The organism is Streptomyces endocoffeicus, assembly GCF_016741935.1.
In the GTDB taxonomy this organism is placed as follows: Bacteria; Actinomycetota; Actinomycetes; order Streptomycetales; family Streptomycetaceae; genus Streptomyces; species Streptomyces endocoffeicus.
Window position 1 is genome coordinate 347,743 of record NZ_JAERRG010000008.1, and the last position, 12,665, is coordinate 360,407.

General features: G+C 73.0%; 8 protein-coding genes. 2 read left to right on the plus strand and 6 right to left on the minus strand.

Going from position 1 to position 12,665, the window contains the following annotated elements:
- Window positions 1-13: 13 nt before the first annotated feature.
- The 4 genes from JK364_RS21975 to JK364_RS21990 form a co-directional block, all read right to left on the minus strand.
- The gene (locus JK364_RS21975; protein WP_201852843.1) at window positions 14-1,891 is read right to left on the minus strand and encodes an alpha/beta hydrolase; all 1,878 of its coding nucleotides are present in this window, start codon (window positions 1,889-1,891) and stop codon (window positions 14-16) included.
- An 85-nt stretch (window positions 1,892-1,976) separates the two neighbouring features.
- Window positions 1,977-2,783, minus strand: a complete 807-nt coding sequence (locus JK364_RS21980) for a TIGR04222 domain-containing membrane protein (RefSeq protein WP_201852844.1) — start codon at window positions 2,781-2,783, stop codon at window positions 1,977-1,979.
- 491 nt (window positions 2,784-3,274) lie between these two features.
- Window positions 3,275-4,291, minus strand: a complete 1,017-nt coding sequence (locus tag JK364_RS21985; protein WP_201852845.1) for a TIGR04222 domain-containing membrane protein — start codon at window positions 4,289-4,291, stop codon at window positions 3,275-3,277.
- Window positions 4,292-4,296: 5 nt separating this feature from the next.
- Window positions 4,297-5,718, minus strand: coding sequence for an MbnB/TglH/ChrH family RiPP precursor modification enzyme (locus JK364_RS21990; RefSeq protein WP_201852846.1), 1,422 nt, complete (start codon window positions 5,716-5,718; stop codon window positions 4,297-4,299).
- A 427-nt stretch (window positions 5,719-6,145) separates the two neighbouring features.
- On the opposite strand from JK364_RS21990, the gene JK364_RS21995 reads away from it, so the two are divergent.
- Complete coding sequence (locus tag JK364_RS21995) at window positions 6,146-8,200, plus strand: transglycosylase domain-containing protein (protein ID WP_307841349.1); 2,055 nt, start codon at window positions 6,146-6,148, stop codon at window positions 8,198-8,200.
- Window positions 8,201-8,281: 81 nt separating this feature from the next.
- Here the strand turns inward: JK364_RS21995 and JK364_RS22000 are convergent, their stop codons facing one another.
- Window positions 8,282-9,538 carry a polysaccharide deacetylase family protein gene (locus JK364_RS22000; RefSeq protein WP_307841350.1) on the minus strand — a complete coding sequence of 419 codons (1,257 nt, stop codon included), beginning with the start codon at window positions 9,536-9,538 and terminating at the stop codon, window positions 8,282-8,284.
- 143 nt (window positions 9,539-9,681) lie between these two features.
- Complete coding sequence (locus JK364_RS22005) at window positions 9,682-11,142, minus strand: hypothetical protein (RefSeq protein ID WP_201852848.1); 1,461 nt, start codon at window positions 11,140-11,142, stop codon at window positions 9,682-9,684.
- 153 nt (window positions 11,143-11,295) lie between these two features.
- Here JK364_RS22005 and JK364_RS22010 point away from each other — a divergent pair, with 153 nt between their 5' ends.
- Window positions 11,296-12,579, plus strand: coding sequence for a molybdopterin-dependent oxidoreductase (locus JK364_RS22010; RefSeq protein WP_201852849.1), 1,284 nt, complete (start codon window positions 11,296-11,298; stop codon window positions 12,577-12,579).
- The last annotated feature ends 86 nt before the right edge of the window (window positions 12,580-12,665 follow it).

The following is a 12,665-nucleotide window of genomic DNA, read 5'->3' on the forward strand; positions in this document are numbered from 1 at the left end:
CCCTGGCGCCCTCTTACGGCGTGCCCGGGATCGCGGCCGGTTGCTTGCCCGACTCGGGCAGCGGGGCCGGTTCCGGCAGCGGTGCGGGCTCCGGGCGCGGGGCGCAGAAGGCGGACCGGCCCGGGGTCTTCCCGGTCAGCAGATAGGTGTCCACATGGCGGTTGACGCAGTCGTTCGGGCCGCCCCACAGCCCGTGGGTGCCCGCCTTCCGCTCGGTCACCAGCGAGGAGCCGGGCAGCCGGTGCCACAGCTCCTTCGCCCCCGCGTACGGGGTGGCCGCGTCCCGCTCCGCTGACAGCAGCAGCACCGGCGGCAGCGCGACCCGCCCGGTCCGGGGGCCCACGGCCTCCAGGTTCCCCACGTCGAGGGGGCGGCCGGGCTTCAGCGGCCAGAAGGCGCACGGCAGGTTCATCGCCACGTTGTCCCAGGTCTCGAAGGGCGCGCGGCGGGCGAGGGCGGTGTTGTCGCGGTTCCAGGTGGCCCAGGCGCGCGGCCAGGGCGCGTCGTTGCACTCCACGGCGGTGTAGACGGCGTTGCCGTTCTCGTCGTCGGCCGCCTCCGCCGGATCGGGCGCGGCGAGTTCGATCAGCGGCTCGGGGTCACCGTGCAGATACGCGGCGAGCGCGCGGGCGGCCGGGTCCCAGTAGGCGTCGTTGTAGCCGGTCCTCAGGAACGCGCTCTGGAGCTGGGCGGTGCCGATGACCCCGCCCGCCGGTTTCCGCGCCAGCCGCCGCCGCGCCGTGTCGTACGCGGCGAGCACCCGGTCCGCGGTGGCGCCCAGGTGGTAGACGGCGTGGTGCCGGGCGACCCAGCGGCGCCAGTCCCGCCAGCGCCGCTCGAAGGCCAGCGACTGGTCGAGGTTGTCGCGGTACCAGATCCGGCCGGGGGCGGGGTTGACCACGCTGTCGAAGACCATCCGGCGCACCCGCCCCGGGAAGAGCGTGGCGTACACGGCCCCGTAGTACGTGCCGTACGAGGCGCCCACGAAGGTGAGCCGCCGCTGGCCCAGCGCGGCGCGCAGCACCTCCAGGTCGCGGGCGTTGTTCAGCGTCGTGTAGTGCGCGAGCGCGCGGCCCGAGCGGCGGACACAGCCCCGCACGTAGGCGCGCGCCCGCGCCACCAGCCGCCGTTTGAAGGCGGCGGTGGGGTGCGGCGGGGAGCTGGCCGGGGCCTTGGCGTAGGCCGACGGCCGCTGGCAGGACAGCGGGGCGGAGCGGCCCACACCCCGTGGGGCGTAGCCGACGAAGTCGTAGGCGGCGGCCACCCGGCGGAAGGCGTCCTCGGCCGCGTACTCGGGGAACGCCATGCCGGAGGCGCCCGGTCCGCCGGGGTTGTAGATCAGCGCGCCCTGACGCCGCGCCTTCGGGCCGGTGGCCCGGATCCGGCTGACGGTGAGGGAGACGTGCTTGCCGCGGGGGCGGGCGTAGTCGAGCGGTACGGAGACCTTTCCGCAGGTGATGGGGGCGGCCAGCGCCTCGGCGTGGGGGCAGCGGCGGAAGGTGATACCGCGCCGCGCCGCGCGCCGGGCGGCGAACGCCACGCCACGGGCCGCGGCGGCGTCGCCGGGCGGGGCGGCGGCCGGGGCGGCCGAGGCGGGCGGGGCGGACCAGGTCGCCCAGGTGGGCGTGGCGGTGGCGACGGGCACGCCGGGGGCGGCGGGGGCGGCGGGGGCCGAACGGGTCGCGGAGGGCGTGCCCGCCGCACCGGCCGGGGGCGTGGCGGACCTGGTGGACGCGGTGGGCGTCGCGGGATTCGTGGCGGGGGCGGTGGCGATGGCGGGTGCGGTGGGTGCGGCGAGCGGGCGGCCGGTGGCGGGCGTCGCGAGCAGCGCGCTCATGGCCAGCGACAGGGACAGCGGCCCGAGGATGCCGTACAGCGCTGCTGCTCTCACTGGCCATCCCTTCGTGCGTCGCGCGATGAAAGGGATATTTGGCGCGCCGGATGACCATGTAAAGCACCGGGCCGCGGTGTCGGGGTCAATGACCCCAATGCGTCTTCAGGGCCGCCCGCAGCGCCGGGTCGGGGAGGGCGGCGGTGCCGTGCACGGCGAGCGCGGTGAGCAGGTCGCCGTCGTCGTCGCCGCCGTCCGCGTCACCGCCGGAGCGCTGGGCGAGGGTCCGCCGCGGGGGCACGTCGATCCGGCCCAGCAGCCGCTGACCGGCGGGGGAGGCCCACCGCGAGTACGGATGCGCCTCGACCCGGGCGATCAGCAGACAGCTCGCCGTCAGCAGCAGCGGCAGCACGAACCACGCGGCCACCGGACCGCGCCCCGCCGCGGGCGGCACCAGCAGCAGTGCGGCGGCCGCCGTCACCAGCACCAGCGCGCAGGCCGCCCGCACATGCCGCACCGCGACCGCCACATTCGTACGGGCCGAGGCGGGCACCGCGAGCCCCGCCGCCACCAGCCGGTCGCCCAGCGCCCGCACCGGGGCGGCCGTGGCGAGCGCGGCCCGCACCGGCCGCACCGGGGCCTGCCCCTCCGGCCCTATCGTGCCGATCACGGCCCGCTCCAGCTCGTCCCGCCCGTCCGGGTCCACCACGGTGACCCAGCCGGTGTGCGCGAGCAGCAGCCGCCGCTCGCGGTACATCAAGACGAGCGCCAGATCTCCCACCCGCCGTGGCCCGCCGGACAGGAACGCCGCCTCGTACAGGCCCAGCCCTTTCCCGTCGGCCCCCGGATCGGGCTCCATCGGCTGAGCGGCGGCCACCGCCGCCAGGCACAGCCGCGTGCAACTGACGACCGCCGCGCCCCACGCGACGAGCAGGAAGAGGACCCACAACATGGCCGAGTTCTACTCGACCCGGCCTCTACCGCGCCACAGTTTTCACGATATGAACGACTCGCACGCATGCGGATCGCTCCGCGCAGGCGTGTGACGGGGTGCCCGACGGATCGTGACGCCTGCGGCGGGCTGCTCCCCTCCCCGCCCCTCCCCAAAACCGGGGCTCCGCCCCAGACCCCGGACCGGGACTCCGCCCCAGACTCCGGTCCGAGGCTCCGTTCCTCCCGCGGCATCGGTATGCGGCTCCGCCGAGTGGCGGGGCTCCGCCCCTGACCCTGGGGTCCAGGGGCGGAGCCCCTGGTATCGGGAAGGGGCGGGGGAGGGGAAGGACCCACCTGGCACCCGGGGGCCCGGGCGGCTTGACCCGCCGCTGCTCGGCTCGGTCGGGCCGCGGTCGGCCGCCCGCACCCGGCGGGCTCACCGGTGCCCACCGGTGCTTGGCGGGCCCCGCCGGGCCTCCTGGCCGCGGCGCGGCCCTTCGTCGTGGCGGCTCAGCCGCCGCCTCCGCAGCCGCCGCCCCCGCCCCCACCGCAGCCGCCGCCCCCACCGCAGCCCGAACCGCCGCCGCCTCCGCCGCAGGATGAGCCGCCGCATGAGGAGCCTCCGCAGCCGGAACCACCGCCGCCCCCGCCACCGCCTCCACCTCCTCCGCACCACGATCCACCACCGGAGTCCGACGGTCCCGTCGGTCCCGACGAACCCGAGTCGGTCGACGAACTCGAAGTGGCGGGCACCTTTTGCGCATCCAGCAGCTGGGCCCGCAGCAGCGGATCGTCCGTCAGGGCGGCCGCACCGGTCAGCGCGACGACGACCGTCAGGGGGACCGTCGCCGGGTGGCCGACGGACCGGGCGCGCCGTATGCCGACCCCCGAGTCCCTCCGGTACGTCGCCAGCGCCCGCTGCCCGGCGGCGGTCAGCCGGCGCTTGCCCGCACCGGCACAGATTCCGCCGACGACGAGGCCGGTGAACAGCGCGGGGGCGATCTTGAGGATCAGCGGAAGTTCGTCGCTGTCCGTGATGTTGATGGCCATCGCGATGCCCAGGAACGTGCCCGCGAAGCAGAGCCCGACCTGGAGCCGTGCCAGCCCGTGCCAGAACCGGAGGGCGTCCGGCCGCACCATCAGCCCGCGCCCCGCCAGCTGGTCGCCGATCGCCTGCACCACCGGACCGCGCATCAGCTCCCGGCGCAGCCACTTCAGGCCGCCGTGCGGGGAGATGGCGCACAGCCGCAGCAACTCCTCCTCGACCGGGCCGCGCGCGACCGGCTGCCGTACCGAGACCACGCCGGGGTCGCCGATCGCCAGTCGCCCGTCCGCGTACATCGCGCTGATCACGGTGTCCGCCACCCGGCCCGGCCCGCCCGCCAGGAACGCGGCCTCCAGCAGGTCGTGCGCCCGGGCGTACACCGGCCCCGAGACCTCCCTGCGCCGGGACCGGACCGTACCCGTGATGAGCACCACCGACGACACGGCGACCGCCAGGTAGATCAGGCTCACGATCGCGCCCATGCCGCTCACCGCCCCCCGCTCAGCGCGAGCCGGACCCGGCGGGCCAGCCGCGCCGCCGGATGGGACGCCAGGGGCGCGGGCCCGGACCGCTCCTGCCACCACAGCGTCAGCCGGCGCCGGGCGGCCGCGTCGTCGGGCCGGCCGTCCGCCAGCAGATGCTCGGCGAACGACATCGCGTCGCGGCGGTAGCCGCCGGTCATCGGGCGGCCGTCGGCGTACCGCGCGAACGCCGGGCGGTAGCCGGTACCCAGGATCTCGGGCAGTTCCGGGGCCACCTTGGCGATCACGGACGCCCGCTTGGCGGTCAGCGCCGTGCTCTGCACCCGCAGCCGCCGCCGGTCGAAGCCCTCGGGCGGCGGGGTGCCCCCGACCAGCGCGGACAGCAGCGCGGTCTGGGCGAGCGCCAGCCGCTCCCGGACGGCGTCCGGTACGGGCGCGTCGGGCACGGCGGACGTCCTCACCGAAGCCTCGGGCACGGCGGATTCCCTCATCGGAGCCTCGGGCGCGGCGGACGTCCTCACCGAAGTCTCGGCGGCCCCGCCCCCGGCCCTCACCGGAGCCCCGGCCCTCACCGAAGCCTCGGCGGCCCAGCCCTCGCCCCCGGCCCCCGCCGCCGTCACCGCGCGGATCGCGTCCAGTTCGCCCGCGAGCTCCCCGGCCGCCGGGAAGTCCTCGTCGCGCTCCAGCAGCACCCCGGGCGGTGCCGTACGGGCGCACAGCTCGGCGAGCACGTCCAGCACCGGCTGGGTCACCGGGTGGGCGTGGCTGTCGTGCCACACCCCGTCCCGCTCCACCCCGCCCGCCACATGGACGTAGGCGATCGCCGACGTGGGCAGCTCGTCCAGCGCCTTGGCCGGGTCCTCGCCCCGGTTGACGTGGTTGGTGTGCAGATTGGCCACGTCGATGAGCAGCCGCACCCCCGTGCGCTCGACGAGCTCGGCCAGGAACTGGCCCTCCGTCATCTCCTCGCCGGGCCAGGAGATCAGCGCCGCGATGTTCTCCACCGCGAGCGGCACCGGCAGCGCGTCCTGCGCGATGCGCACGTTCTCGCACAGCACGTCCAGCGCGTCACGGGTCCGGGGCACGGGCAGCAGATGCCCGGCCTCCATGGCCGGTGACGCGGTCAGCGGCCCCCCGGCCCTGACGAACGCGATGTGCTCGGTGATCAGCGGCGAGCCCAGCGCCTCGGCCCGCTCGGCCAGCGCCCGCAGGCGGCCGGGGTCGGGCCGCTCGGCTCCCCCGAGGCCGAGCGACACCCCGTGCGGGACCACCGCGGTCCCGCGCTCGCGCAGCCGCCGGAGCGCGTCCGGCACATGGTCGGGGCAGATGTTCTCCGCCACCACCTCCACCCAGTCGATGCCGGGCAGCCGCGCGATGTCATCGGCGATCTCCGGTCGCCAGCCGATTCCGGTACCGAGGCGCACCATGGCTCCCCCTCCTCGTTCCGTACCGCGTCCCCCGCGGTGTTTCTCGCGTGCCGGGGTCATGACCCCATACAGGGAGGACGAATCCCCCGGCCGCATGGTTCAGAGGTTCATTTGAGCTTCGGGGTGTCACGGCGGGGACGCCCTCGGGGTCACGCGCCGGACCGTCACGCGCCGGACCGTCGGGCGGTGGCGGTCCGGGCCGTGGCGGTCCGGGCCGTGGCGGTCCGGGCCGTGGTCAGGGGCGGCCCCGGGCGGTGCGAAAGGTCACCGGGTGGGTGGAGTCCCTGAATATGGTCACTGTTACAAAAATTTAGGGCCCTGTGGCGACAGACGTTCGGAAGGGAAAATAGGATCGGTCTGGTCTGGGGGGATGGAAGATCACACCTTTGTGCCGCGCCCGCGCGCGGAGCGAGCGTGGGGGAAACACGTGCTGGGCAGCAGCGACAACGCCATGGGGAAGCACCGCAAGCACCGCCGTAAGCCGCCCTCGAGGACCCGGGGGATGCGGCTGCGCCGCTGGGCGGCCGCGCGGATCCGGCTGGACTACCCCCGGGCCGGGCGGCGCGGTGCGACGCGATGGCTGCCGTCGTGGCGTCAGATCGCCCTGTTCTTCCTGTTCTGCCTCGGCAGTCTGACCGGTCTGCTGAGCCTTCTGTATCTGCAGACCGACATCCCGAAGAACCTCAACGACTTCGCCACCCAGCAGGACAACGTCTACTACTGGGCCGACGGCACCGAGATGGCCCGCACCGGCCCGGTCAACCGGCAGGAAGTGCCGCTGGGCAAGGTGCCGGAAGAGGTCCAGTGGGCGGTGCTCGCCGCCGAGAACGCCAGTTTCTACACCGACAGCGGGGTGTCCCCGAGCGGGCTGATGCGCGCCGTGACGCGGATGGTGACGGGTGGTGAGACGCAGGGCGGCTCGACCATCACCCAGCAGTATGTGAAGAACGCCTATCTGAATCAGCGCCAGACCTTCTCCCGCAAGCTCACCGAGATGTTCATGGCCATCAAGCTGGACGACCGGATGAGCAAGCGGGAGATCCTCCAGCGCTATCTGAACACCAGCTGGTTCGGACGCGGCAGTTACGGCATTCAGCGGGCGGCGTACGCGTACTACGGCAAGGACGTCTCGGAACTCAACGCGAGCGAGGGCGCGTTGCTCGCCTCGCTGCTCAAGGGCGCCGGGACCTTCGATCCGACGGTCAGTGCCAAGAACCACAAGCGGGCCGTCGACCGCTGGAAGTGGGTGCTGGACCGGATGGTGGACATCGGAAAGCTGTCCAAGTCCGAGCGGGCGCGCTATACGAAGTTCCCCGAGCCCAAGGCGCAGCCCAGGCCGGTGGGGCTCACCGGTCAGGTCGGCTATCTGGTGGAGACGGCCAAGGCGTATGTCAGCTCCCACACCGACATATCCGACGCCGATTTCGACCTGGGCGGCTATCAGATCCACACCACCTTCGAGAAGCCGAAGGTCCAGGCGCTCGCCAAGGCGGTGAAGGAGACCCGGGACAACCTCGACCCCGAGGAGCGCCCCGAGGACCGCCATGTGCGCATAGGCGCCGCGTCCGTGGCCCCGGGAGGCGCCATACGCGCGCTGTACGGCGGCCCCGGTTATCTGGAGCAGGGATTCAACGACGCGAACGCCTCCACCGTCCCGGCCGGCACCTCCTTCACGCCCTTCGTCTACGCCGCGGCGCTGCGCGACGGCGTCCTGCTGGAGCGCAACGGGGCGCGGACGCCCGTGACGCCCTCGACGCTCTACGACGGTGACAACAAGATCGCGGTGCATACGCCCGAGGGCCCGTACTGGGACCGCGGCGGCAAGATCGTGCGGGCCACCAATGACGGTGACGCCTCCTATGGGCAGGTCCCGCTGCGCCAGGCGATCGTGCGGTCCATCAACACCCCGATGATCCAGCTGGGCATGGACGTCGGCCTGGACCGGGTCCGTCGGGCGTCCATCGACGCGGGGCTGCTGCCCAGCAGCTTCGGCGCGCGGGTGCCCGCGTTCTCGCTCGGCACCGCGACGCCCAGTTCGATCCGTATGGCCAGCGCCTACGGGACGTTCGCGGCCGACGGCACGCACTACGCGCCGTACTCGGTGGGCGGGCTCACCCACGGCGGGCAGAAGGTCGAGCTGCGCAAGGACCGCGCCAAGCGGGCCTTCAGCGCGGCGGTCGCGGCGCAGGTGGACGACGCGCTGCGCGGCGCGGTCCAGAGCCCGGACGGCTCGGCGCGCGGGGCCGCCGTGGGCGGTGGCGAGGTGGCCGGTAAGGGCGGCACGGCGCAGGACGGCACCTCCGCCTGGTTCGTCGGGTACACCAAGAAGCTCTCGACGGCGGTCTCGCTGTCCCGGGTGGATCCGAAGTCGCAGGAGCTGATGCCGCTCAAGGGAATGGGCGGGGGAGGGGCCGATACGTCGGGCGACACCTACCCCATGGACATCTGGAAGAGCTATATGACGGACGGCGCGGCGGAATGAGCCGCCCCGGCGCGAGTCGCCTCGGCATAAGCCGCATCGGCATGTGCCGCATTGGCGGAATGGGCCCCGCAACGGGACCGCTTACTTGCTCTTGGTGTACGTGGACCAGTCCGGCGATTCCGCCGGGTCCAGCATCCGCAGCTTCGCCAGGACCTTCGGGTCCTGGGCGTCCAGCCAGTCGGCGAGCTGCTTGAACGACACGCACCGCACTCCGTCGCGGCGGCAGACGCTCCGCATCACGTCCTCGATGGCCTGCATATAGATGCCGCCGTTCCAGGTCTCGAAGTGATTGCCGATGAACAGCGGTGCCCGGCTGCCGTTGTAGGCCCGCTCAAACCCGTTCAGATATCCTTCGCGGGTCAGCCGCTCCCACTCCGCGTATTTCCCCGGATCGCCCTCGGTGCTGTCACCGGACTGGTTGAAGAGGAAGTTGAAGTCCATCGAGAGGACCTGCTTCTCGCTCTCCGGGTACGGCACCAGCTGCAGCGGGAAGTTCCAGATTCCATCGATCTTGGACGGCCAGAGCTGGAAGTCGCCCGGGGAACTCGCGTCATAGCGCCAGCCGAGGGATTTGATCGCCGGTATCAGCGTCTTCTGGCCCTCCAGGCACGGCGCGCGCCCGCCCACCAGCTCCACGTCATAGTCGAACGGCAGCGGTTTGATGTCGGTGAAGCCGGTGTTCGTCTTCCACTGCTTCACGAACGAATACGCCTGCTCCGTTTCGCTCTTCCAGTCCGCGGTGGACCAGTCCTCCCCGCCCTTGGCGCCGCAGAAATGGCCGTTGAAGTGGGAGCCGATCTCATTGCCGTCCAGCCAGGCCCCGCGTAACTGCTCCAGGGTCTCCCTGATGTGCTCGTCGGTGGGGAAGGATATGGCGGCCGAGCCCGGCTTGTGCTGCGGCGGCCGATAGAGGTCGCTCTTCGACTTGGGCAGCAGATACATGCCGCTCAGGAAGAACGTCATGGTGGCGTTGGTCTCCTTGGCCACCTCGCGGAAGCGGGAGAAGAGATGGTCGTCGTTCTCCAGCGCGCCGTCCCAGGAGAAGACCACGAACTGCGGCGGCTTCTCACCCGGTTTGAGCTTCTCGGGCTTGAGCTGATGCGGCTGCGGTCCGGTGTAGGACGTCGAGCCGTCCCCGAGCACCTTGTCCTTGCCGTCCCAATGTGCGTACTTGTCTTCCTTCTTGGGCTCCCTGGGGACCCGGTCCGACTTGGGGGACGCCGCGGCGGCGGGGAGGTCCCCGTCCTGCGCGCCCCCCGCGTCCCCCGGCGAGGTCAGGGCTATCAGCAGCGCCACCACGACGGCCACGGCCGTCAGCGCGCCTAAGGGCGCGGCCACGCCATAGGCGTTCCTCGCACTTAAAGCCTTCAACGCTTTCACGATCTCCAGCGCCTTCACGGGTCCCGCCCCCTGGCAACAGTACAGATGTACGTCCCCCTCAGTATCACAGAAGTATCACGTGCCCTTCACATCGGTCATCCTCACCAACCGGTCAAAAGCAGGTGATTGACGAGCAGTGAGAGGCAGGCCTGGACCAAGAGCCATCGGCGGTGATCACGGGCGGGCAGGAGCGCGGTGGTCGGCAGCAGCCAGACGAGGAACGGAAGCCAGATCCGCTCCGTCTCGGCCTTGCTCATCCCGGACAGATCGGCCACGGCGAGCGCCAGCAGCGCGGCGAAGGTCAGCACGACGAGCCCGTCCGGGGCGCCAGGACCACCAAGAGCGCCAGGACCGCCAGGACCGCCCGGCCTGCCCGGCCTGCCAGGACCGCCCGGCCCGCTCGGGCGCAGCCGCCGGACGGCGTCGGGCACCGCCGACAGCATCCGCCGCGCGCCCGCGACACAGGCGGGACCGGCGGCCACCGACGCGACGGCCAGGTTGGCCCAGACCCAGTACGCGTACGGGCGGTCGGAAGCCACGCCCTGGTAGTAGCGCTCGACCAGCAGGGAGTACCCCTCCCACCACCGGAACCCGGCCAGCGTGAACGCCCCGGCCACCACCGCCACCCCGGTCAGCACGAAGGGCAGCGGCCGCGCGGTGCGGGCGAGCAGCAGTACGGCGGCGGCGGGCAGCGCCAGCAGCGTCAGCCCGTAGGAGAGATACGCCGTCAGCCCCAGCAGCAGCCCGGAGGCCAGCGCGACCGCCCCGGGCGCCCGGACCGTACGCGTCGCCGCGAGCGCCAGCAGTGCGAGCCCCCAGGCCGCGACGGCCGCGAAGTAGCCGTCGGCCGAGGCACCCACCCATACCGCCCCGGGCGCCAGGACCAGGAACGGGGCGGCCGTACGCGCCGCCCGCTCCTGCCCCAGGGCGCGCAGCGTGACCAGGATCGCGACCGCCGCCGAGCCGCCCACGGTGACGCAGAAGGCCCCCGCCCAACCGCCGCCGCCCAGGCCCAGCCGGTCCAGGCCCACGAAGGTGAGCACGGCACCCGGCGGATGGCCCGCGATATGGGCGGGCCAGTGGTCGGGCTGAGTGAGCAGGATATGGCCGGTGAAGCCGCGCAGGGCCGCGCCGATGTCCTGGAACCGGTCGATGCCGCGCAGATACTCGTGACGCGCGGTCAGCCGCTCCGCCACCCCGCGCCGCCATCCGTCGACCAGCGCCAGCGACCAGATCCAGGCCATGGCCGCCGCCCAGACGGCCCCCAGCAGCCCCCGCCACGGCAGCCGCGCCGCCAGCCGGTGGCCATGGAGGACGACCGCCGCGGCGACGGCCAGGGCGAGGGGCGTGCCGGGGCCCACATGAGGCAGCCAGTCGGCGTACAGCGGCGCCCAGTCGACGTACAAGGAGTGATCCGTCCGCTGGATCAGGGTGCCGACGACGGCGGCGACGGCGAAGACCAGGGCGGCGGCAGCGGCGGCGAGCACGTCCCGACGACGGCCGGTCCGTGTGTCGTCCTGGGTGGGCTGGATGTCGGCGCCGTTGCGGAGAGGGAGCTTCACGACGTCACGCTACGTCGCCGAGCCCGCCGCCGGACCGCCGCGCCGCGCGCTGTCACCGGACCGTCAGATCTTCCCGGCCAGGGCCCGTGACGTCACCGTTTTGTCATGGGCTCAAGGCCGCCGGAGGCGGTGCGGCGGTCCTACGGTCATGCCATGAGCCACCCTCCCCGTACCGACCGTGACCGCCGCGCCCTGTGGCGCAGCCCGCTCCGCGGCCCCTGGCTGACGTCCGTCTTCGGCCTGATCCTGCTCTTCGGCATCCCCGTACTCTTCGTGACCGGACTGCTGTCGTACGCCGCCTACAACCCCGATCTGTCCCCGGTCAACGACAAGACACCGGACAAGGGGCTGCTCGGCTTCTACCTCTTCTCCTGGCCGACCGACCCCTCCTGGCTCTACCGCGTCACCCAGGGGGTGCACGTCACGCTCGGGATCGTGCTCGTCCCCGTGCTGCTGGCCAAGCTGTGGTCGGTCATCCCCAAGCTGTTCGCCTGGCCGCCGGTGCGGTCCCTGGGGCACGCGCTGGAGCGGCTCTCGCTGCTCCTGCTGGTCGGCGGGGGACTGTTCGAATTCGCGACCGGCGTGCTCAACGTCCAGCTGGACTACATCTTCCCCGGCTCCTTCTACCCGCTGCACTTCTACGGGGCGTGGATCTTCATGGCCGCTCTCGTGGTCCATGTGGCGCTGCGGCTCCCGCTCATGGTGCGGACGCTGCGGAGCCGCGAGCTGCGGGCCGAACTGCGCACCCGCACCTCCGACACCCGGCCGGAGCCGCCGGACGAGACCGGCCTGGTCAGCCCCCGGCCCGCCGCGCCGACCACGTCGCGGCGGGGCGCGCTCGCCATGGTCGGCACCGGCTCCTTCGCGCTGCTGGTGGTGACGGCCGGTCAGAGCATCGGCGGGCCGCTGCGTACGAGCGCGCTGCTCGCCCCGCACGGGCGCGAGCCGGGCCGGGGGCCGAACGGCTTCCAGATCAACAAGACCACCGTGGCCGTCGGCATCCGCGCCCGCGACATCGGGCCCGACTGGCGGCTTGTGGTGCGGGGCGCGGCGGGCCGCGAGACCGTCCTCACCCGGGAGCGGCTGCTGCGGCTGGAGAGCCACGGCGCGGCGCTGCCCATCGCCTGTGTGGAGGGGTGGTCCACGACCGACCAGCGGTGGGAGGGGGTGCGGCTGGCCGACCTCGCCGCGCTGGTGGGGCATGCCGACCGGCCGCCGAGGGTGCTGGTGGAGTCCGTGCAGCGGCACGGCTCCTTCCGCAGCGTCGTGCTGAGCGAGCACCAGGTCCGCGATCCGCGCTCGCTGCTGGCACTGAAGGTCAACGGCGCGGATCTGTCGCCGGACCACGGCTATCCGGCGCGGGTGATCGTGCCCGGGGCTCCGGGTGTGCACAACACCAAGTGGGTCGGGCGGCTGACGTTCGGGGGGACGGCATGAGGTTTCTCGGACTTCGGGGGGACGGCGCGAGGCTTCTCGGACTTCGGGGGGACGGTATGAGGTTTCTCAGGCGGAGCCGTGTCGGG